The sequence below is a fragment of the Streptomyces sp. NPDC059247 genome, from assembly GCF_042754005.1.
Lineage (GTDB): Bacteria > Actinomycetota > Actinomycetes > Streptomycetales > Streptomycetaceae > Streptomyces.
On record NZ_JBHYZW010000022.1, the window covers coordinates 73,551 to 94,338 of the forward strand.

The 20,788-nt window shown below is 69.8% G+C and carries 27 protein-coding genes and 1 tRNA gene; 16 read left to right on the forward strand and 12 right to left on the reverse strand.

The annotated features are described in order from the left end of the window. Positions 1–9: 9 nt before the first annotated feature. From ACFXGN_RS28085 to ACFXGN_RS28100, 4 genes are all read right to left on the reverse strand, one after another. Complete coding sequence (locus ACFXGN_RS28085; RefSeq protein WP_384864492.1) at positions 10–345, reverse strand: hypothetical protein; 336 nt, start codon at positions 343–345, stop codon at positions 10–12. A 9-nt stretch (positions 346–354) separates the two neighbouring features. Then, a complete protein-coding gene (locus tag ACFXGN_RS28090; protein WP_384864494.1) occupies positions 355–849 on the reverse strand; it encodes a GNAT family N-acetyltransferase in 495 nt (164 codons plus the stop codon). Positions 850–1,316: 467 nt separating this feature from the next. Beyond that, positions 1,317–2,210, reverse strand: a complete 894-nt coding sequence (locus tag ACFXGN_RS28095; protein WP_384864495.1) for an aminoglycoside phosphotransferase family protein — start codon at positions 2,208–2,210, stop codon at positions 1,317–1,319. Positions 2,211–2,334: 124 nt separating this feature from the next. Continuing rightward, positions 2,335–3,051, reverse strand: coding sequence for a DsbA family protein (locus ACFXGN_RS28100; RefSeq protein WP_384864497.1), 717 nt, complete (start codon positions 3,049–3,051; stop codon positions 2,335–2,337). A 153-nt stretch (positions 3,052–3,204) separates the two neighbouring features. Between ACFXGN_RS28100 and ACFXGN_RS28105 the strand changes: the two genes are divergently transcribed. Further along, positions 3,205–4,593: an NAD(P)/FAD-dependent oxidoreductase gene (locus tag ACFXGN_RS28105; RefSeq protein ID WP_384864498.1), complete on the forward strand. Its 1,389-nt coding sequence runs from the start codon at positions 3,205–3,207 to the stop codon at positions 4,591–4,593. Between the two features lie 157 nt (positions 4,594–4,750). Here the strand turns inward: ACFXGN_RS28105 and ACFXGN_RS28110 are convergent, their stop codons facing one another. Beyond that, complete coding sequence (locus ACFXGN_RS28110; protein WP_384864499.1) at positions 4,751–6,877, reverse strand: restriction endonuclease; 2,127 nt, start codon at positions 6,875–6,877, stop codon at positions 4,751–4,753. 113 nt (positions 6,878–6,990) lie between these two features. After that, positions 6,991–8,031, reverse strand: a complete 1,041-nt coding sequence (locus tag ACFXGN_RS28115) for a hypothetical protein (protein WP_384864501.1) — start codon at positions 8,029–8,031, stop codon at positions 6,991–6,993. A 274-nt stretch (positions 8,032–8,305) separates the two neighbouring features. Between ACFXGN_RS28115 and ACFXGN_RS28120 the strand changes: the two genes are divergently transcribed. Further along, positions 8,306–8,620 carry a hypothetical protein gene (locus ACFXGN_RS28120; protein ID WP_384864503.1) on the forward strand — a complete coding sequence of 105 codons (315 nt, stop codon included), beginning with the start codon at positions 8,306–8,308 and terminating at the stop codon, positions 8,618–8,620. A gap of 156 nt (positions 8,621–8,776) precedes the next feature. Here the strand turns inward: ACFXGN_RS28120 and ACFXGN_RS28125 are convergent, their stop codons facing one another. The 4 genes from ACFXGN_RS28125 to ACFXGN_RS28140 form a co-directional block, all read right to left on the reverse strand. Further along, positions 8,777–9,229 carry a hypothetical protein gene (locus ACFXGN_RS28125; protein ID WP_384864504.1) on the reverse strand — a complete coding sequence of 151 codons (453 nt, stop codon included), beginning with the start codon at positions 9,227–9,229 and terminating at the stop codon, positions 8,777–8,779. 153 nt (positions 9,230–9,382) lie between these two features. Next, positions 9,383–9,485 (reverse strand) — tRNA-Thr (locus ACFXGN_RS28130). Between the two features lie 94 nt (positions 9,486–9,579). Then, the gene (locus ACFXGN_RS28135; RefSeq protein WP_384864506.1) at positions 9,580–10,095 is read right to left on the reverse strand and encodes a hypothetical protein; all 516 of its coding nucleotides are present in this window, start codon (positions 10,093–10,095) and stop codon (positions 9,580–9,582) included. 196 nt (positions 10,096–10,291) lie between these two features. After that, a complete protein-coding gene (locus tag ACFXGN_RS28140) occupies positions 10,292–11,047 on the reverse strand; it encodes a GntR family transcriptional regulator (RefSeq protein WP_361844796.1) in 756 nt (251 codons plus the stop codon). A gap of 78 nt (positions 11,048–11,125) precedes the next feature. On the opposite strand from ACFXGN_RS28140, the gene ACFXGN_RS28145 reads away from it, so the two are divergent. The 6 genes from ACFXGN_RS28145 (at position 11,126) to ACFXGN_RS28170 (ending at position 15,082) form a co-directional block, all read left to right on the forward strand. After that, positions 11,126–11,404, forward strand: coding sequence for a hypothetical protein (locus tag ACFXGN_RS28145; protein WP_384864544.1), 279 nt, complete (start codon positions 11,126–11,128; stop codon positions 11,402–11,404). A 457-nt stretch (positions 11,405–11,861) separates the two neighbouring features. Next, positions 11,862–12,125, forward strand: coding sequence for a hypothetical protein (locus tag ACFXGN_RS28150; RefSeq protein WP_384864508.1), 264 nt, complete (start codon positions 11,862–11,864; stop codon positions 12,123–12,125). Next, positions 12,094–12,810 carry a GntR family transcriptional regulator gene (locus tag ACFXGN_RS28155; protein ID WP_384864510.1) on the forward strand — a complete coding sequence of 239 codons (717 nt, stop codon included), beginning with the start codon at positions 12,094–12,096 and terminating at the stop codon, positions 12,808–12,810. The genes ACFXGN_RS28150 and ACFXGN_RS28155 overlap by 32 nt, the downstream gene beginning before the upstream one ends. Next, positions 12,807–13,151, forward strand: coding sequence for a hypothetical protein (locus ACFXGN_RS28160; RefSeq protein ID WP_384864512.1), 345 nt, complete (start codon positions 12,807–12,809; stop codon positions 13,149–13,151). The genes ACFXGN_RS28155 and ACFXGN_RS28160 overlap by 4 nt, the downstream gene beginning before the upstream one ends. A 172-nt stretch (positions 13,152–13,323) precedes the next feature. Then, positions 13,324–14,385, forward strand: coding sequence for a DUF262 domain-containing protein (locus ACFXGN_RS28165; RefSeq protein ID WP_384864513.1), 1,062 nt, complete (start codon positions 13,324–13,326; stop codon positions 14,383–14,385). After that, complete coding sequence (locus ACFXGN_RS28170) at positions 14,372–15,082, forward strand: HEPN domain-containing protein (protein WP_384864515.1); 711 nt, start codon at positions 14,372–14,374, stop codon at positions 15,080–15,082. Before ACFXGN_RS28165 ends, ACFXGN_RS28170 begins: the two co-directional genes overlap by 14 nt. 351 nt (positions 15,083–15,433) lie before the next feature. On the opposite strand, the gene ACFXGN_RS28175 is transcribed toward ACFXGN_RS28170, so the two are convergent. Together ACFXGN_RS28175 and ACFXGN_RS28180 are read right to left on the reverse strand one after the other, a co-directional pair. Then, entirely contained in the window at positions 15,434–15,640 is a 207-nt protein-coding gene (locus ACFXGN_RS28175; RefSeq protein ID WP_384864517.1) for an e9imm peptide, read from the reverse strand. A gap of 20 nt (positions 15,641–15,660) precedes the next feature. Continuing rightward, entirely contained in the window at positions 15,661–16,128 is a 468-nt protein-coding gene (locus ACFXGN_RS28180; RefSeq protein ID WP_384864519.1) for an NUDIX hydrolase, read from the reverse strand. A 60-nt stretch (positions 16,129–16,188) separates the two neighbouring features. Between ACFXGN_RS28180 and ACFXGN_RS28185 the strand changes: the two genes are divergently transcribed. From ACFXGN_RS28185 to ACFXGN_RS28220, 8 genes are all read left to right on the forward strand, one after another. Further along, complete coding sequence (locus tag ACFXGN_RS28185; protein WP_384864545.1) at positions 16,189–16,926, forward strand: GntR family transcriptional regulator; 738 nt, start codon at positions 16,189–16,191, stop codon at positions 16,924–16,926. Positions 16,927–17,064: 138 nt separating this feature from the next. Next, the gene (locus ACFXGN_RS28190; RefSeq protein ID WP_384864520.1) at positions 17,065–17,409 is read left to right on the forward strand and encodes a hypothetical protein; all 345 of its coding nucleotides are present in this window, start codon (positions 17,065–17,067) and stop codon (positions 17,407–17,409) included. Positions 17,410–17,412: 3 nt separating this feature from the next. Next, positions 17,413–18,768, forward strand: a complete 1,356-nt coding sequence (locus ACFXGN_RS28195; RefSeq protein WP_384864522.1) for an FtsK/SpoIIIE domain-containing protein — start codon at positions 17,413–17,415, stop codon at positions 18,766–18,768. 88 nt (positions 18,769–18,856) lie between these two features. Further along, positions 18,857–19,489: a DUF2637 domain-containing protein gene (locus ACFXGN_RS28200; RefSeq protein WP_384864524.1), complete on the forward strand. Its 633-nt coding sequence runs from the start codon at positions 18,857–18,859 to the stop codon at positions 19,487–19,489. Between the two features lie 14 nt (positions 19,490–19,503). Continuing rightward, positions 19,504–19,695, forward strand: coding sequence for a mobile element transfer protein (locus ACFXGN_RS28205; RefSeq protein ID WP_384864526.1), 192 nt, complete (start codon positions 19,504–19,506; stop codon positions 19,693–19,695). Positions 19,696–19,715: 20 nt separating this feature from the next. After that, on the forward strand, positions 19,716–19,874 hold the full coding sequence (locus ACFXGN_RS28210; protein ID WP_132911741.1) for a hypothetical protein: 159 nt from the start codon (positions 19,716–19,718) through the stop codon (positions 19,872–19,874). Between the two features lie 11 nt (positions 19,875–19,885). After that, positions 19,886–20,215: a SpdD-like protein gene (locus ACFXGN_RS28215; protein WP_384864528.1), complete on the forward strand. Its 330-nt coding sequence runs from the start codon at positions 19,886–19,888 to the stop codon at positions 20,213–20,215. Between the two features lie 91 nt (positions 20,216–20,306). Beyond that, positions 20,307–20,788: replication initiator (locus tag ACFXGN_RS28220; RefSeq protein WP_384864530.1), on the forward strand; the 482-nt coding region annotated here is incomplete at its 3' end.

Below are 20,788 nucleotides of genomic sequence, written 5' to 3' on the forward strand. Positions count from 1 at the left end.
GGCCGGGGATCAGACCCCGACCACGTCCCAGGAGTGCGCCTTGAACTCCTTGAGGAAGTCCGGGTGGTCCTCCCACATCCGGGCGACGGACCGCAGCACGTCCCAGTTGTGCTCCAGGGCCTGGTCCACGACCTGGCGCAGTTCCGGCGCCGACTCCCGCTTCTCCACGAGCCCGTTGACGGCCGCCGCGGCCTGCACGGTGTAGCGGGTGGCGCGCAGGGCCCGTGAGGTGTCGTCCATGCCGAAACCGTGGTCGCTGCCGTTGACGGGGTCGAAGAGGGGGGTCAGCCGCGCCTCGATGAAGGCGGTGATCCGCCGGAAGCGCTGCTCGATGTCCATGTCCATGGCACCTTCCTACACCCTCGCGGCGCCGGACCCGCCCGCGCCCAGGGCCGCCAGGGGCCCGTCGGTCAGGCGGTAGACCGTCCACTCGTCCTGGGGGCGGGCGCCGAGGGACTCGTAGAAGTCGACGGCGGGCCTGTTCCAGTCGAGCACGGCCCACTCCAGGCGCTCGTAGCCGCGCTCGACGCAGATCCGGGCCAGCGCGCCGAGGAGCGCCTTGCCGTGGCCGCCGCCGCGCGCCTCGGGGCGCACGTACAGGTCCTCCAGGTAGATGCCGTGGACCCCGCGCCAGGTGGAGAAGTTGAGGAACCAGAGGGCGAAGCCTACGGTCTCGCCCTCGTCGTTCTCGGCGATGTGCGCGTAGGCGGCGGGCCGCTCGCCGAAGAGGGCCTCGTGGAGCTGCCCGGGGGTGGTGCGGACCTCGTGGAGGGCCTTCTCGTACGCGGCGAGGTCGCGGATCATGGCGTGGACGACGGGAACGTCGGCGGGGGTGACGGTACGGATCATGCCCCCAGCCTGCCCGGCCGCCCGGACTCCTGGCCAACGAGTTCCACCCGGCGGATACGGGCCGGGGGCGCCGCCCGAGAATCCCCGGGTACGCCGGAGAAGTCCGGGCCCCTGAATGCCTTACGGGTCCCTAGGGGCCCCGGAACCCTAGGTGCCTCAGGACCCCTGGAGTCCCTTAGGTGTCCCTAGGGAGCCCGAGGAACCCTCAGGGCCACCGGGTCCCTAGGGTCCCCCTAGGTTCCTTGGGGTCCTTAGGGGGACCCTGGGTCCCCAGGCGTCTCCGGGCGCTCTTCGGGCTCCCCGGCCCTCAGATGTCCCAAGTGTCTCCGGACTCCCCAGGGGGCTCCCCGGCCCTCAGGCGTCCCCGGGCCCTTCGGGGTCCCGCGCCCCAAGACCTCAAGACCTCAAGGCACCAAGGTGCCAGGGCACCAAGCCCCCCGAGGCACCCATCCCCTATCCCCTATCCCCTATCCCCGTCGCTCTCTCAGGATCCGGGCGATCGTGAGCTGTTCCCGGTCGAGGGCCGGTTCGCCGTCCTCCACGTCCCACAGGCCGTTCTGCAGGATCCGGCCCAGCGTCCACGCCACCGCGCGGTCACGGTCTCCGGCGACCTCCGCGAGCAGGTCGAACCGCCACAGGATCTCGTCGGGGTCGGGGTCGAAGCGGTCCATGAGGGCCGGGAGCAGGTCGAAGCCCGGGTCACCGGCGAGCGGCTTCGGGTCGATCGACAGCCACGGCTCGCGCTCGCCCGCGAGGACGTTCCCCAGGTGCAGGTCCCAGTGGAGGAGCCGGTCCCCCGGCTCCGCGACCACTTCCCGTACGGCCGCCGCGCAGTCCCGCAGGACCGCCGCGTCCTGCGGACCCAGACGTCCGGCGGCCGTCGGCACCTCCGCCAGCATGGCGGCGGCGATGTCCCCCAGGGTCCGCAGCCCGTCCGGCGCGGGAACCGCCGCGAGGCGGGCGAGCAGCCCGGCGACGACACCGAGGGCGGCCCGGGTGTCGGGGAGGGAGCTCAGCGGCCGGGACTCGTCGAGCCGCTCCAGGAGCATCGTGCCGGTGGCGCCGTCGTGGTCGAGGAGCCGTACCGCACCGGCCCCGTCCCACACGCGCAGGCCGACCGGCTCGCCCACGGTCTCCTCGTCGAGGATCTGCATCTTGAGCGCGGCGAGGGTGCCGTCCGAGACCCGCCGCACGGGCAGGACGAGGGAGGCCATGCCGTACATGGAGGGGCCGGTGGTCCGCAGCCCCCACCGGTCGAGGAACTCCTCGGCCCGTGCGGGAAGCCCGGCGACGAACGCCCGCCCGGCCTCCCCGTTGTACTTCGTCTGCGACGCGACCAGTTCCTCGGGTACGTGAATCACCCTCCGACCCTAGGTGTGCCGGTCCGGTCCAGCCCGGCATTTTCCCCGCGCCCCGCGCCCCGCGCCCCCGCGCGCCCGCCTCCGGTGACCAGAGCGACCGGGGCAAGCAGGGCGACCGGCCGGTCTAGACCCCGGCCTCCCGCAGCGCCTTCGTGAACTGGGCCGTGTCGTACAGCGCGTTCCCGCCCGGGAGCGGGGTGCCGTCGACGAGGACGGTCGGGGTGCCGCCCGCCCCGGACTCCTCGAACGCCCGCTCGGAGTCGGCGACCCAGGTCCCGTAGGTGTTCTCCCGTACGGCCCGGTCGAAGGCGGGGCTCCGCAGCCCGTCCACCCCGTCCGCGATCCGCAGCAGATGGTCCACGGAGAAGCCGTCCTTCGTCCCGCCGTCCGGCTGGGAGGCGAACAGCGCCGCCTGGAACTCGGCGAACTTCCCGGGACCCGCCTCCACCGACGCCCGCAGCGCGTTCGCGGCCCGCGCCGAGGCCGCACCGCCGGTACGGGCATCGAGGAAGGAGGCGACGACGTACTCGACCCGCGCGGTCCCCGCCCCGGCCAGCTCCGCCAGGACCGGTCCGCCGCTCGCCTCGAACTTCGCGCAGTAGCCGCACCTCGGGTCCACGTACACGGTGACGGTGTGCGGGGCCGACGGATCTCCGACGACGATCTTCGTACCTTCCACGGTCGCCGGCAGCCCCGCGAGCGCCTTCGTGTGCTCCGGCGCGACCACCGTCACGGCCGCCGCCGCGGAGGCCCCGCCGTCCGAACACCCGGCCGCGGCAAGGCCGATGAGACCTGCCGAGACCGCCGCGGCGACCACGCGCCGGGTCCTGCGTACGGGCATGGGAGAGTCCTTCCGGAGCAACGGAATCCGCACCTGACACACACCCTCGAACCTAGGGCGGGACCCCTACGGGAAGCGGCGCCGAAGGACCCGTATCCAGGGGCCCAAGGCCCCGGGTAACGTCCCGCCCACGCACCCGGAAGAGGGATACACATGAGCACGGTCAACGGCGGCATCTCGTTCTGGTACGGGCAGGAGGGCGCCCCCGCGCCCCGCGAGCCGCTCCCCGGCGACACCACCGCCGACGTCTGCGTCGTCGGCGGCGGCTACACGGGCCTCTGGACCGCGTACTACCTCAAGAAGGCCGCGCCCTTCCTGAACATCACGGTCCTGGAGGCGAAGTTCTGCGGGTACGGCGCCTCCGGGCGCAACGGCGGCTGGCTCTACAACGGCATCGCCGGACGCGACCGCTACGCGCGACTGCATGGCCACGACGCCGCCGTCCGCCTCCAGCGGGCCATGAACGACACCGTCGCCGAGGTCGTCGACGTCTGCGAGCGGGAGGAGATCGACGCCGACGTGCACCGGGGCGGCGTCCTCGAAGTCGCGCTCTCCCCCGCCCAGCTCGCCCGGCTCAAGGACTTCCACGCCGCCGAGACCGCCTTCGGCGAGACCGACCGCGAGCTGTACGGGGCCCGCGAGACCGCCGACCGCATCCGTGTCACCGGCGCCGTCGGCTCCTCCTGGACCCCGCACGGGGCACGGCTGCACCCCGTGAAGCTGGTGAAGGGCCTCGCGGCGGCCGTGGAGGCGCTCGGGGTCACGATCCACGAGTCGACGCCCGTCACCGAGATCCGGCCGAAGCACGCCGTCACCCCCTACGGGACGGTCCGTGCCCCCTACGTGCTGCGCTGCACCGAGGGTTTCACCGCCTCCCTCGCGGGCCAGCGCCGCACCTGGCTGCCCATGAACTCCTCGATGATCGCCACCGAGCCGCTCAGCGACGGGCAGTGGGCGTCACTCGGCTGGGAGGGCCGCGAGACGCTCGGCGACATGGCGCACGCCTACATGTACGCCCAGCGCACCGCCGACGGCCGTATCGCGCTCGGCGGCCGGGGCGTCCCGTACCGCTTCGGCTCGAAGACCGACAACGACGGGCGCACCCAGCCGCAGACGATCGAGGCGCTGCGCGAGATCCTGGTCCGCTTCTTCCCCCAGCTCGCCGGGGTACGGATCGAACACGCCTGGTCCGGGGTGCTCGGCGTACCGCGCGACTGGTGCGCCACGGCCACCCTGGACCGCTCCACCGGCCTGGGCTGGGCGGGCGGCTACGTCGGCTCGGGCGTCGCCACCGCGAACCTCGCGGGCCGCACCCTGCGGGACCTCGTCCAGCAGGACTCGGGCCAGTCGGGCGCCACGGACCTGACGGACCTCCCGTGGGTCAGCCACAAGGTCCGCAAGTGGGAGCCGGAGCCGCTGCGCTGGCTGGGCGTACAGACGATGTACGCGGCCTTCCGGGGCGCCGACCGGCGCGAACTCACGGGCACCACGGCGACGACGGACCGCGTGGCGAGGATCGCGAACCGGCTGAGCGGCCGATGAACAGCCCATGAGCAGCCGATGAGCGCCCGATGGGACGAGCCCTGAGGTGACCCCGAGGGGCGAACCCTGACGGGTGACCCCGAGGGGTGGACCCCGAGACGCCCAGGACCCCGCCGGCCCCTCAGGGTCCCCCCTGCCTCCCCTCACTCCACGCCCCTCACTCCACGTCGATGCCGAAGTCCCCCACCAGTTCCTGAAGGCCGCCCCGGTAGCCCTTCCCGCCGAGGACGAAGTCCCAGTCGCCGCCGGAGCGCCGCCGGAACGAGCCGAGGACGAGGGCGGTCTCGCCGGACCGCCCGTCGGACACGACGAGCTGGTCGAGTTCGGCCCCGGAGTCGTCGCGGAGCCGGATGCCCGCGTCGAGGAACCCCCCGAGGTCCGCGTCGGGGTTGGCCTCGGGGTCGACGGCGGCGACCAGGACGAGCCGGTCGGCACGGGCCGGGAGCGCGTCGAAGCCGACCCGGACGGCGGCCCGGTCACCGGGCGCGGCGGACACCATGGCGACGGAACCGTCCGGGGTGGCGGGGTTGTTGAAGAAGACGAACCACTCGTCGCCGAGGACCCGGTTCCCGGCGCAGACCAGGGCGCAGACGTCGAGCGCGACGGCTCCGGACCAGACCATGCCGAGCAGGTTGAAGGCGTCGTCGGCGTCGGCGGGCGCGGTCCCGACGGGATCGACCGGCCCGAGGGACCCGTCGGAACCGGAGGAACCGGCGGGCGCGGACGGCGTGCCGGGACCGAGCCGCCCGCGCAGCCCGTGCTGGTGGAGCAGGTCGACGAGTTCGGTCCCGGAGATCAGGGTGAGGGGCTTGCCGTTGGCGAAGGTGTACGAGCCGGGCCCGAATTTGGAGGTGGTGACGAGGACGCCCTTGTTGGCCCCGGCGCCCTGCACGGTGCCGAACAGATCGCGTACGGCCGTGGGCGGGACGGTGTTCCGGTACCGCTTGACCTGGACGACGATCGATCCGCCGCTGATGGGGTCCGGGTCGAGCGCCTCGACGTCGACGCCGCCGTCGTTGGAACGGCGGGTGGTGACGGCCTGGAGCCCCCGGGCCCGGAACAGTTCGGCGACGAGCCCCTCGAAGGCGATCGGGTCCATGGCGAGCAGGTCGGGCTCCTCGCCGTCGCCCTGGAAGACGACGTCGGTGCCGACCTGGTCGGGGGTGAGCAGCGGGACGACGGGGGTCCGCTCGTCGGGCTTGGCGGAGAGCCGTCCGGCGAGCGCGCCGGTCAGGCAGTCGACGGCGCTGACGAGTTCCAGGTTGAGCGCGTCGAAGGCGGGCCGCCCGACGGACACGGAGGCCAGACAGATCCGGGCGGCGAGCCCGGTGGCGGGGTCGACCCCGTCGACGTACCCGTTGAGGACGACCTTCCGCAGGGCGCCGGACCGGTCGGCGGCGAACAGTTCGCGCACGGCGAGCAGCGCGCTCTGGGCGAGGACGTCCCGGTAGAGCGCCCGGCGCTGGGTCACCGGCCGGGGGACCTCCCGCTCCTGGTCGGTGCCGGGCAGGTACTTGACGCCCTTGGCCCCGGGGACGACGTCGTAGCCGGGCAGGTCCCAGTCGAGGACGAGGGCGCGCCCGCCCCGGTCGTACGCGGCGGAGACCTCGCGGGGGAAGCCCTCGGGCCAGGCGGTGGAGGCGAAGAGGACGGCGGAGAAGAACTCGACGACGGTCTCGGCGTCGCCGTCCCCGAGGGCGGCCACGGTCCCGGCGACACCCGCGTTGTGCGCCCGTATCTCGGCGAGTCGGGCGGCGGCCCAGCTGTCGTACTGGCGCCGGTAGGCGGCCAGTTGCTCGGTCCGGCGGGCCTGGGCGGCCTGCGCCGCGTACCAGTCGTGCTCGAAGCGGGCGCGGGCGTCCCGCTCGGCCTGGGCCCGTCCGGAGGCGGTCCAGGCGGACTGTGGCTGGTAGAGCCGCTGGTCGGGCAGGGGAACGGGCTCACCGAGCGGGCCCGGCGAGAACGGCTCGATGTCCTCGGCCCGGCGCAGGGACTCCACCGCGAAGGCGGGTCCCCGGCACCCGGCGGCGAGGAGCCCTTCCAGGACGGCGACCCGCTCGTCCAGTTCCCGGGTACGGCGCAGGGCGTCCGCGTCGCGCTGCTGCCGGTACGCGGCCTTCTGCTCCCGCTGCATCCGGGCCACGTCCCGCTCGTACGCCCGCTGGGCCCGCTCGGCGTCCCGCCGCTGCCGCAGCACGGCCTGCTGCTGCCCCTCCCGCTGCCGCTGCGCCACCCGCTGCTGCTCGGCCCACACCCCGATCAGCCCACCAGAACGCCGACTCATCGACCACACCCCTCCCCAGAAAACACCCGATCATCACTACACCACCGAAGCCGTGGGAGCACCGCCCGTACGGCATCACCCACCGCACGCGACCGGCACGTCGGGCCCGCGCCTCAGTCCCGCACGTGCTCCCGCCACTCCAGGACCCGGACCGGACCCAGCGGCCAGTGCCGTTCGCGGCCCGCGTCAGGACGCCTGGCCTCGGCCTCCCGCACGTACTGCTCGTGCCAGGCCACCTGTCGCCGGTGGAGGGCGGGGCGGGACAGCCGCCCGACCGGGGAGTGGCAGGCCCCGAGGACCCGCGCGAGGACCAGGGAGGTCTCGGCGTCGCACGAGGGGTCGCCGGGACGCTCGTGGGGGATGCCGTACCAGGCGGCGACCTTCTCCAGGGAACGCCCGCCCGAACGGAAGGGCTCGGTGTGCCGGTCCAGGACGAGCGGGTCGCAGATCACCGAGAGGCCACCGGGGAGCCGGGCGGACAGCGGGGCGAGCCCGTGGCGGAGCAGCTCGGTCTCCAGCGTGGTGAGGACGAACGGGGCGTGCCAGACGACCAGGGGCTCCTTGGTGGCCAGATGGGCGGCGAGCAGCGCCGCCAGCTCTTCCAGCGCCTCGGCGGCGGGGGTCCCCGTGGCCCGTGCGTGTGCCACGGAGACACCGTGGTTCTTGCCGGGTGCGACGGACAGCGGCCCGGGGCCGGGATCGACGGTCCAGGAGCGGGAGGCGCCGTCGCCGTCGTGGACGGCCGCGCCGAGCACGCGGTCGACGCCGTGACGGTTGCCGGTGGTGGCGATGTCGACGGCGACGAGATGGCGGCGGTGCCAGCCGGGGTGATGGCGTCGGGGCGGCGGGGCGGGCTCACGGACGTGGTCGCGGTGGTACACCTCCCACCCGCCGAAGCCGCTGTTCACCAGTACTCCGGCCCCGGCAGGCACCTCGGCCCCGCAGACCTCGCACTCCCCGTCCCGCTGGTTGACGCGAAGAGCGGAGGGGTCCGACGTGGTCCCGTCCGGCTCGACGGCGGGCATGTGTTCCGGGTGGTAGGTGACCCAACTCCCCCAGAGGCTACGGAGCAGCACGCCGCTCTCGGCCGGAACACCCGCCCCGCAGAGCGCACACCGCCCCTCGTACCGGTTGCGCCGCACAGAACCACTCACGGTCCCACCTCACCCGAACCCGTCCACCCTCCGCCCAAGGATGCGGGACCACCGGGAAGACCGCACGGAAACACGAAAACGCCGAGGGCCCCCTGTCGGGTTCGAACCGACGACCCCCGCTCTACAAGTTCGACCAGTGCTCGGCGCCGCTGGGATCCCCCCGGCCACGCCAGCCGTGCAGGACCACCTACAGGTACTGGCATCCGAGGACGTTGATGTCACCTGTGGATGTCAGAGCGGTGCGACCACACGCGCTCGCTGGCACGATGATCCCATGGTTGACCTGGAGCGAATCAAGGCGGAGAGCGTCGCGTACTTCCGATCCCTTGACGAAGGGGCCACCCTGCGGCATCACTTCCGCCACGTCGACGAGGAGGGCGGCCTGTGGTATTTCGAGGCCGTACCCGACCGCGACGAGTTGATCGCCATCAAGCAGGCCGAGCTGACTCCGGCCGGCCGACTTCACCGGTATAGCTGGGAGCACCTGGAGGACGAGCACGGCTTCCTGACGGATCAGGCGATCGACCCTGAGGAGGATCCGCTGGAGGCCATCTCAGCCGGAGAGTTCCGGGAGATCTGGAACCGGTGAACGCGCTGAATTCCTCCACTGTGGCGACCGGCCGCCCGGACATGCGCTGCCTGTCCGCCCCCAGCTCCTCACCGTTCCTCCGTCCGTGTCAGCGAGGTCGCCGGGCTCCGGCTGAATGCTGGTCTGACGCGGCCCCCTGCTCAGCATGGGGTCGCGTCAGTAGAACCAGACGACGAGACGCACGTTCTCCGCACCATGGACTTCGCTGAGAATGCGCATGACGCTCCAGACCCGGCCCCAGTCCGTGCCGGCCCCTGCGACCGACGCACGGCTTCGTGTGCCGGAGGCGTCCATCTCCTGCCAGTCGGTGGCGGACAGCTCGGCCCAGGTCACCCATGTCGTCCCGTACACGGAGTCGGGGCCGCCGTAGCCGGCGAACTCACGACGCAGCCCCTCCGACGCGTCATCCGGGAAGCCACGGCCCTCAGCAAGCGGGCGGAAACCGAAGGAGTTACGGATTCCGAAGAGACACGCCAGGCCGTCGTAGGCGTTACCCCTGCTCAGCAGGAAGAGATCGATACCCGCTTCCCAAACTGTGTCCTCATCGTCCGGACCCCACAGTCGGGCCCCCGGACGGCACTCGATCATTCCGCTGACGTCGGTCGACATCGAGTGATCCTGCCTGCCCGGCCCGGGAGCGAGCACCCGCGTTTCGCTCCGCGCGCTCGCGGCCGTCCTCGGCCGACCCGCCCCCGTTGATGTCGTCCGTAGATGTCGAAGACCCCCGACCAAGATCGGTCGGGGGTCTCCGCATGTCCTACGTGGAGCCCCCTGTCGGGTTCGAACCGACGACCCCCGCTTTACAAGAGCGGGAGGCCCGGAACGGGGCCGACCTGCGCACCAGTACAGGCCGCTGAGCTTGGGCGAGGACCCCGCCGACGCCTCTCGTTCCCCGCGAGTCCCCGCCCGATCTGGCACGGATGTGGCACGGGCGTGGCACGCCTTCCGTGCCGACCGCGCTAGTCGGCAGTCAGGCCGCTCGGCTCTTCACCCCGGTACGGCATCCAGCGGTATCCGGGCCGGAAGGGGACGTACTCGTCACCGAGGCCGAGCTCGCCATGAAGGTTCTCGCTGAGCACGAGCCCATGGAGGCTGCCGTCGGCCAGTTCCACTGACCACTCGGCCTTGAGCTCGACGGGATCCAGCAAGGCCTCGGGGTCCCATCCGACACGTGCCGTGACGTACCCATCGAACGTACCGAGCAGCTCGTACAGCTGGTGCCCCAGCTCCGTGAGCTCGGCTGCGGTGAGTCGGATCACGGGAAGCGTGCCGTCCAGGGCGACGCCCCTGCCGACAGCCACCGGCAGGACGGAAAGCTCCACGTACGAGCCGTTGGTCGTCAACAGCGGCCGATGGAGTGGGATGCGGTGATCACCTGCACGCAGGACCCGCGGCCGGGGATCCGCAAAAGCGGCCGCCCGCGCGGCCTCTATGTCGTCGCCGAAGTTCACGACCAGCTCGAAGCAGATCGCCATGACACGCCCCCTCCTCGTCTCTTGATCAGCTTTCCCGCTCGGCTCACTCCAGGGCTTCGATCGCCTTCCGCCGCCACCCAACGACCGCCACCACGATGAGCGTTCCCACCAGCAGCACACCCACCGGTGCACCTCACATCACAGCGCTGACTGCATCCCCTAGAGACTCCATCGCCCACCCCCTCATACAGATCTTCTACCGGCCGACAGGGACCTCGTAAACGATCTCGCACAGCGCTGCGGGCACAACAATGTCCGCCGTCTCTACAGGCCGCCCCTCGTCGCTGTAGTACGTCCGCCGGATGTGCGTGACGAGAGCGGCCTTCTGGATCCCGAGCAGCGATGCCTCCTCGGCGGTCGCCTGCCGGGGCTCCGGCTGCTCGACGGCGTGGCTGATCGTGACGCCGATCGCGGCCATCCGGTTCACGACGCCAGCCCCCGCGTGCGGCCCACCCTCGGGAAGCACGATCAGGGTGCCGGCTGTCAGGTCGTACGGCTCCCAGCTCGTCGACAGCTGAACCGGCCGCCCGTCGGCAAGGAACTCGTAAGAGGTCCGGACGCACAAGTCACCCTCGCCGATCCCGAGCCGCGCGGCGATCTCAGCCGGGGCCGGCACCTTGGCGTCAGTCCGACTCTCCCAGCCACTCCGCTTACCCAGGGCCTTCATGTCCGCCCGGAACGGCGACCCGTCAGGCTGCTCGCGAGCTGCGGACCGAACCATTCGCACCCGCTGCCGGGGCTCGGCCACGTACGTCCCCGACCCGGCCCGCCCCTCCAGCACGCCTTGGGAGATCAAGAGCTCCTGCGCGCGGCGGACGACGTTCTCGCCGACCCCGCATTCCTGGCCGATCTGAGCACGGGAAGGAAGCCGGTCTCCGGGCGTCCACTCGCGCTCCGCGATCCGCCTGCGGAGTTCGTCGGCGATGCGCAAGTAAGGCGGCTGCTCAGGCATATGGAAAATCTAGTCCACTAGCTCTAATCTAGTTAACTAGCTTCACTTAAAGTGATCGCCGGTGACGGAGGCTGCCCTGTGCCTGCTCCAGAAGTAAGAGCGGAAGCCATCGCCGCCCGGCTGTCCGCCATCGGACTCACAGCACGCGTGGAGCAGCACGTCAGACACACGTCGATCGAAGCGGAGGTGCCGCAATCCCTCCCCGCAGAGACATGGCGGGAGGTCCTGGAAGTGGTGGCGCAGGCAGACCGGTTCGGGCTCCTCGCCACCAGCCTTGGCGGCCGCACCCTGTGGGCCGTCGTACACAAGGTGGTCCCCGCGACGGGCGATGTCCGGGGACCCGGCCATCAGCGATAGGAGCTGATCAGCGTGCTCAACCGTATCCGCCGCGCCATCACACGCACCAGAGAGTGCCACGCCCCGAAGCCTGTCTCCTGCCACCCCCGGACGCGCGCGCGACGGGCCCCCGCCTCTAGCGGTCGAAGCACCCACGAGTGCGTCCTCGTCGGCGAGGACACGGCCTTGGTCCGCCCGTACGTACTGACCGCCAAGGAACGCACGTCGTGGCGCACGCCTGCCGCTTCCACCCGGCGCATGCCCGCGGATGCGCACTGATGCGCCCCCGCCCCCAGCCCCGCGCGGCACACGCAGCCGCCGCCCCGTACCGATCGAGTGCCTGCCGCATCGGCACGCACCACGAGTGCGCACACTCCTCCCCCACGTCGGCCCCGGTCGGCGTTCCCGTGGTCTACGAGGCATGCAGCTGCCACTGCCACCGGCCGATCGACGAGGGCTCGCCGCGGAAGGTGACCCGATGAGGATCAGCAGGCCCGGCACCTCGCTGGCGTCCGACATCGAGATCACCTCGTCCAACGTCCAGATCGGCGACGTCATCCTGATCGGCGGCCAGCCGCACCGCGTGGTCGACCTCTCCCAACTGACCGGCGGTGCGAAGCAGCTCCGCTTCGAGTCGGGCGAGCTGCTGACCATGCACGCCCGAACCAGGCTCATCGCTCTTCGGGTGCGGAGAGTTGGTGATCACCTCCGTGGCTTCTCGCCGACACGTCATCGCCGATGACCTCCGAGACCAGATCGCGGCGGGCCGCATCAAGCCCGGCGAACGCCTTCCCGCTGAGGCCCAACTCGCCGCCCACTACACGGTCAGCACACCGACACTGCGCAACGCCCTCGCCCTGCTCCAGGCCGAGGGCCTCGTGGACAAGATCCACGGCAAGGGCAACTACGCCCGTAAGCCTCTCCGCAAAACCACGTACACGGGCGGCGGCCGCACCCCTGCTGACGGGCACCTCTCCGTCACGATCCGCACCACGAAGCTCCGAGCCCGCGGCCACCTGACCACCCTTCTGCGGGTAGCGGCGGGCAGCCCCCTCACGGAATTCCTCTGCCTGAGCCACGACGGAAAGTCGCCGCACAGCCTGGCCCGCGTCTACATCCCCCGGGACTTGGCGCCGACTGCCACACCGGACGCCCCGCCCTGGCCGCAAGGGGTGGCAGCCCTCCTGCCCAAGCCGTTCCCCGAGCTGGCCGAGATCCACGAACACATCCACGTCCGCCTCCCCACCCCTGCGGAAGCGACAACCCTCCGAATCAGCTCGACCCTCGCGATCCTTGCGATCACCCGCGTGGCGACCGACACCGCCGGCCGCGTAGTCGAGGCGGCTCTCCTGGCCCTCCCCGGCGATCGAGCCGAAGCCCTCTTCATCACCCCCCACATGACTACAGAGAGGAGACCGGAAGGATGACGCCCGCCAACGAGCTCCGCCTCCTCCCCTGGTCGACCCCCGACGGCAAGCCCTGCTTCTTGAGCACCGACGAAAACGGCGGCCCCTTATCCCGCCTGGCCGACCGCACAGAAGCCGCCCAACTCACCGCCGGCACCGAACTACTGGAGCACGCCGCGGAGATGCTCGCCGACGATCAGACGGAACCAGACGACTTCCGCCTCCTGAGCACGGATCTCACAGACGCATTGCGGGACGTGCTCCGCATCGCGGCAAGCCGCGGCCACCGCCTGGCGACGCCAGGTCCGTCCGCTCACAAGGAAGACGACAGACCAAGACTGTCGGCGGCAGCCTTCGGCTAGCAACGCAACACATCCAGCGACCGTGGAGCCCCGGACTGAGTCCGGGGATCCACCCACTCACACGCTTCTAGGCAGGCGGTTCAGGTAGCTTCCCCTCGGTGCTGCCACACCACAACCCATCTGACCGGTCATAGCCCTTCGCCTCCTAGTCACACGACACTAGACTGCTTCCATGTCTGAATCTCCCTCCCTCGAAAACCTTGAGCAGCAATTGCGCGGAGAGCGCGGAAGAGTTGATGTCGCCGTGCACAACTTCTCCGTCCGTGAATTGGTACGAATGATCGCAGACGAAGAGCTGAATGCCTCGCCGAGCTATCAGAGAAAGTTTCGCTGGACGGAGACAGACGAATCCCTATTCGTCGAATCCGTATTCCTCGGACTCCCTATTCCGCCGATTTTTGTCGCCACTAACGTGGGCTTCCAATGGGAAGTTGTAGATGGCCTTCAGCGACTTTCAACCCTTGCTCATTTTCTGGCCCGAGACGCAGATGAATCCGGGATGGTCGACCGAGATGAGCCTCTTCGCCTGAGAGGACTCGAGAAGCTCACAGAGCTGAACGGGTGCACCTTCTCCGAGCTCCCAAAAAACTTGCAGGTATATTTTGGAAGGCAGCCTCTTCAGGTCACTTCACTGACAGACAAGAGCGACCTCCAGGCGCGATTTGACGTTTTCGAGAGATTGAATCGCGGCGGGATTCAACTCACGGCCCAAGAAGTTCGCGCATGCGTCTACCAAGGGCGCTTCAACGAATTCATCGATGACCTTTCTACAGATTCACGCCTCGGCGATATCCTAAAGCTCCAGAAAGTTCGACAGGACGACGGGACCCGCGCGGAGCAGGTACTCAAGTTCTTCGCCTACAAGAATCACAAGGACGAATTCGACGGCAAGGTTGAAACATTCCTGAACAAGTACATGCAGGTGGCCGGTCACGATTTCAACTACACCACCGAGCGCGATGTATTCGATAAGGCGCTTGGCGCCTTGCACTCCATTTGCGACGGGAAGCCATTCCTTCGGAAGCAAACACCCGTTACTCCCCTGGTCCAGTTCGAGGCATGCCTTGTGGCCGCTGGCCAGCTAGTCGAAGAAGGCACACCCTTTGCACAAGTTTCGCCTGACTGGCTCGAGGATGCGGAACTGCGCGCTTCGACCGGTGCAGGAACCAACACTCGTTCCATGCTGCGCAGGCGCTTGAAGCGAGCGAAGGAACTGCTCAGTGGCGCAGCATGATGCCCTAGTAAATGAAATCCACCTGAGGGCTGACAGGTTCCTAAGGAGGGTCGATGATCTAAAGAAATTCCTAGCCCTTGTATCCGGACATGCAGCAAATACGGCACACGTTCGCTGGGATAGCGAGAGTCGCGACGCCAGGGCCCTTGCCATTGTTTGCGTAATGGCGGAGCTGGAATCCTTTACAAAATATCTCATCCAAGAGACGCATGCAGACCTCAACACCCACACGATCAAGGTGGGCGATCTAAGGTCGAGCCTGCGACAGCTCGCCGCACACACCACGTTTGAGAGCCTGCGTGAGCTCAATGATCACAGCAGACTTTGGGAGCGGAGAAAGTACGCCACTACTCTCGACTCCTGCACCGAGCCCGCAGAATTCCCGATTAACCGAAGACAGGCGCAGCCGCCACTCGACGGAAGAACGCTCAAGCCTGAGCACTTTAATCGCCTTTGGGAGATATACGGCCTGTCCGGACTTTCTTTTCCATTCGCTTCATGGAGTGCATCACTGCAGAAGATGGCGATGCTTCGAAACGACATCGCACACGGGAACATCCCGTACATCGAAATATTCCAACAGGCGGGCGTCAGAGTTTCCGACGTCGAAAGATACGTGGATGATATTGCCGAATTTCTGATCCACCTGGTTGATTCCTGGTGTAACTATCTGTCGACCCAGGCATACATGAATTAGCGAGCCACAGGTCGGCGGAGCGGCTTTGGGCTGGAGCTGCTTTGGGGCGAGTGATCATGGCCCCGTAAGCTTCCGGCGCGTCGGGCAGTCTGTGGACCTGCCCGGTAAAGCACGACGTTGGGGCCATGATCTTAGAGGCTCGCCCCAAAGTGGCTGCCTAAAGCCGTGGAGCCGACCGCCCCAGCCACAGAGGGGTTCGCCACCCATCAACCCGAGCTCTCAGGCGTGCGGACGGCGGCCGGGCTGGAGCGGGGCGGAGACAGGAGCGCAGGCCCGGGCGACGGGCCGCGCGCGCCGCGCTGTGCGCGGCGGGTGCCTTGATGAAGTAGAGAAAGTCTTACCGCGCTGGCCTCAGAGGGCGATCGGCTTGTAGGCCAGCGCCCTGTCCACTGCCTTCTCGGCGGTCAGCTCGGGGTCCAGGTCCCAGAAGATGTAATCGCTGATGTGTGGGCAGGCCAGGCCCCGTTTGAGGTTGGCCAGGATCTCGTCCGACTCGTCCTCGGAGTCCTCTGCGTTCAGCAGGCGCTGGACCAGGAGGATCGCTTCCTCACGGGGCATCTGCCCTGCCAGCTGTGCCGTCACTGCTGTGTGATCAGCTGGCGGCCGTCGTGGCTTCGGACGTGGGGGCCGTTTCCGTCCAGGGCGTCCAGGAGGCGGATCGCGTAGACCTCGGCCATTCGCTCCTCGACCTCGGCCGGCGTCAGCCAGTCGACCGCCATGGACTCGGCCGAGGTTCGCTCGGTACCGCCGGCGGGCTTGCAGCGGAAGACCAGGGCGACGATGCCGCGGGTGGTGTTCTTGTAGACGCCCGTCAGCTCGTCCACGTCCACGTGGATGCCGGTCTCCTCCAGGACCTCGCGGGCTACGCCCGCCTCCGGAGCCTCGGTGAGTTCAAGGACCCCGCCCGGGAGCTCCCAAGTGCCGTTGTCCGCTCGGCGGATCGCCAGGAGGCGGCCGTCTTCGCGCACTACCGCTCCGGCTACGGACACCGAGTGGAGTGGCGTTGACTTTGCTCCCGAGCTCCCGTTACTCATGTACAGGAGCATAGGAGAGTGAATAGGACCGTGGGAACTCCAGCAGGAGCCGGTAAGGCCGTACCTCGGTACGTGCAGATCGCGGACGACATCGTCCAGCAGATCCGGGGCGGTGTACTGAAGCCCGGCGACATGGTGCCCAGCGAGTCCGAGCTCGTCGAGCGGTACGGGGTCGCCGGCGGGACCATCCGTAAGGCCATGGTCGAGGTGCGGGCCAGCGGGCTCGTCGACACTCGCCACGGGAAGGGGTCGATCGTCAAGGATCGGCCTCCCGTACGGCTCCGGTCCTCCGATCGCTTCCGGGCCTCGCACCGCCGCGGTGGCAAGGCGGCCTACCTCGCCGAGTCCGCGCAGTCCGGCGCCACCGCCAAAGTGAGCGTCCTCTACATCGGGCCCATGGAGGCACCGGCGGACATCGCCGAGCGGCTTGGTGTCGACGTTGGGACTCAGGTGCTCGCGCGGCGGCGGCTGTACTTCCGGAACGGGACGCCCGTCGAGACCGCCTCCTCGTACCTGCCGTGGGACGTCGTGAAGGACATCCCCGAACTGTTCGCCGAGAACCCCGGCCCCGGCGGCATCTACGCCCGGCTCGAAGACCACGGCCACACCTTCGCCGAGTTCGTCGAGACGCTCCAGGCTCGGCCGGCCGCCAAGGCTGAGGCATCGGAGCTGGCGCTCAGCCCCGGTGCTCCGGTTGTGCACCTGCTGCGGGATGCCGTGACGAAGAAGGGGCGGGTCGTCGAGGTCTGCGACACCCTCATGGCCGCTGACCAGTTCGTCTTCCAGTACCGGATCCCCGCGACCGACTGACGCTTGCTCAACTCCCCACAGCCCGCTGCGGTTTCCTTCCGTAGCGGGTTGACTCATGTACAGGAGTGATGCACTCTTCTTCATGTCACTCATGTACATGAGTGAAGGAGCCCAGCCTCTATAGAGGAGTGATCCACTGTGCGTCAGATCCCCGTCGACACCTCCACCGCGACCGTGATGGTGGCCCAGCCGCCCACCCCGAAGATCGCGAACCGCCAGACCGGCGAGATCGCCACCGACCGCGAGACCGGCGCCCCGCTGATGACGGTCGACGTCATGTTCGTCATGGACGGCAACGCCGAGATCCTCAACCTGACCGTGCCGAACACCGGCGTCTCCGAGGAACTGTCCATGGGCACGCCCGTCGCCCTCACCGGCGTCGTCGCCCGGCCCTGGGAGAACGAGTTCAACGGCCAGAAGCGCCACGGCATCAGCTTCCGCGCCGTCGCCGTCACCTCGCTCGTCGCCGCGAAGGTCGGCTGACCCGTGACCGCCTTATCGGTCACCCTCGCCCTGGTCGCCGCAGTCGCACTGCTGCTGCGCTGGCAGCGTCCGGCCTGGTACTGGATGAGCTTCGGCATCGTCTTCGCCGTCGTACGAATCCTCATCCGGTACGCATCGGTCATGGACGCCTGCGGGCTCACCGTCCCGCCCTCCCGCTGGCGCCTGGCGCTGGCCCGGATGACCGGCCGGCCCATCCCCGAGTCGCGGGCGCCCCGGATCCTGCGGCTGTGGCCGACACGTACCGGGCTCGTCCTGCGGGTGAAACTCCGCCCCGGCCAGGACGCCTTCGACTTCTCCGCCACCTCGGACCGGCTCCGGCACTCGTTCGTCATGCAGAACGTCTCCGCCCGGGAGGTCCGCTCCGGCGTGGTCGAGCTGCGGATGACCGGTTACGACGTCCTCAAGCGGGTGCAGATGCCTGTGGCCGGCCGAAGCGGAATGATGCGGGTCCCGGTCGCGATGCGGGAGGACGGGGAGGTGTACCACCGCGACTACCATCAGACCCCGCACGCCCTGAACATCGGTGCCACCCAGTCCGGCAAGTCCGTCTACCAACGCGGCCTCGTCGCCGCGCTCGCCCCGCTGGACGTCGCCCTCGTCGGGATCGACTGCAAGCAGGGCGTCGAACTCGCCCCACTCGCACGCCGGTTCACCGCCCTGGCCGACGATCCCGATGCCGCCGCCGACCTCCTCGACGCACTCGTCGAGCACATGCAGGAGGTCTACCAACTGATCCGCCGCGAGCAGAGGTTGAGCGCGGACCTGCCGGACGCGGAGATCACCGCCGACATCTGGGACCTACCCGACCACCTCCGCCCGACCCCGATCGTCCTCCTGGTCGACGAAGTCGCCGAGCTGGCCCTCTACGCCACGAAGGACGAAGAGAAGCGCCGCGACCGGATCATCACCGACCTCGTCCGCCTCGCCCAGCTCGGCCGCGCCGCCGGCATCTACCTGGAGATATGCGGGCAGCGCTTCGGCTCCGAGCTCGGCAAGGGCATCACCATGCTCCGCGCCCAGCTCACCGGCCGCACCGCCCACCGCGTCAACGACGAGACCAGCGCCAACATGGCCTTCGGCGACATCGCCCCGGACGCCGTGCTCGCCACGGTCCAGATCCGCACCGACCGGCCCGGTACCGCCGTCGCCGGTGACTCCTCCGGCGGCTGGGTCCGCATCCGTACGCCCCACCTCACGCTCCGGCGGGCCGTGAACATCGCGAACTCCCACGCCCACCGCACACCGGAGATCCCCGCGCTGGACGCCTTCCGGCCCGTCCTGCCGCCCCTGGGCAAGGCCGCTGTGCCCTCGGCCTCCTCGGCCCCCGCGATCGTCTGAGCCCTGCTCCCCTCGCTCCACGGCGGCGTGACCGCTTCACGCCGAGTCCCTACACCTCCCATGCCCGAAACCGGAAGGAGGACCCGCGATGCGTCCCATCCGCCGACCGGACGCAGTCCTCGTACAAGCCGTCATCGCCGGCGCCCTGTCCTTCGCCCACCTGCACGACCTGGCCGCGGCGGCCGGGCAGACCGGCTGGAAAGCCTGGGCCTACCCGGTCTCCGTCGACCTCCTCCTCGTCGCTGCCTGGCACAGACTGCGGACCGCACGGGCCGCCGGTGTGCCTGCCCACTCGGCCTGGACCTGGTTCACGGTCGCCCTGGCCGCGTCGCTCGGCGCGAACGTCGCCACCGCCGGTCTCCTCGACCTCGGCGACGTACCCGCCTGGCTCCGCATCCTCGTCGCCGGCTGGCCCGCCCTCGCGTTCGTCGGCGGCACCCTCCTCGTCCACTCCCCCGCCCAGCCGGAGGCCGAGCCCACGCCCGTCCCCGTACCCGCTCCCGAGCCCACCCCGCCGCCCACCACTCCGGATCCCGCGCCCGAACCGGTACCAGCGGAACCGGCCCCGGTAGCCGTCCCGCCCGCCTTGGTCGCTCACGCCCGCAAGATCGCCGACGACCACCGGACCCGTACCGGATCGCCCATCGACGCCGACACCCTGCGCGCTCGCCTCGGCGTCCCGCCCCTGATGGCCGATGCCATCGCCGCCCAGCTCGCCTGAAGGAGGAGCTCCTCATGGCCGCTCGCGACCACTTCCACTCCGTGATCCGGATCGGTCCCGTGCAGATCGGCACCCACCGCGACCGCCACGGCCGCACCAAGCACACCGCGGTCTGCACCGCCGACGGCTGCGGCTGGTCCGCCCCGTACTCCTCCCCCACCGCCGCCCAGCTCGCCGCTCGTACCCACCGCTGCAAGCCCCGCTGACCTCGAAGGAGTCTCGCGTCATGGACGTCCCGCTCTGGCTCGCCCTGATCGTCGTCGGCGGCCTCGGAATCAAGCTGATCCGCCCGCCCTGGTGGCTCGTCGCCGTGATCCTCCTCGGCGGCTACCTGCTCGCCGACAGCGTCCTCGCCCCGCTCATCGACCACACGATCAACAAGTAGGGAGAACCGCCATGTTCCGGCCGCGCATCCCCGTCAACCCGCTCCCGACCGGCATCGTCACGCCGCTCGTCCAGCCGACCAGCGTCAGCGACATCGAGCCCCGCCACCCCGCCGCCCACCCGCCGGCCTGCAACCACCACCACGCCCCGAGCCCGACCCGCTCCTCCGCCTCGCGCTTCACCCCGACCGGCCTCGCCCTGGCCATCGCCGGCGGCACCGGAACCGTCCTGGTCGTCGGCACGGTCCTGGTCTCCATGCTCCTGGCCGTCACCGCCACGTCTGTCGCCGTGTGCGCCGTCGTCCTGCGCTCGCTTCTCAACGGCCAGCACCGACACCGCTAGTCGGGCCCCCGGGCGGCTCAACCGCCAAGTCTTCGCCGCCCGGGAGCCCCGCCCCTGCCCAGTTCGCAGAACCAGAAGGAACCACCCCATGATGACCGACGCGGCCACCTCGTCGGCGGGATTCGACACCGCCACCCTGAGCGACATGCTCCGGGTGGCCGGGTCCCCCGACTTCGACCGCTGGCGCGAGCAGATCCACCGCACCGGCGGCTGCTCCCACCCGATCCACCTCACCGGTTGGACCCTCACCCGGGACAAGACCACCGGCGAGACCCTGCACCGGTACTCCACCGACACCGAACCGGGTGGGCGCCTCCGCATCGCCTGCGGTAACCGCCGGGCCTCCCGCTGCCCCGCCTGCGCGTGGACGTACGCGGGCGACACCTTCCACCTCATCCGCGCCGGCCTCGCCGGAGACGACACCCGGGACATCCCCACCGCCGTCCGCGAGCATCCCCGGGTCTTCCTCACCCTCACGGCCCCGTCCTTCGGCCCGGTCCACAACCGCCCCGGCGCCCAACCTTGCCGCTGCGGTACGCGCCACGCCGAGGAGGACTCGGCTCTCGGCACCCC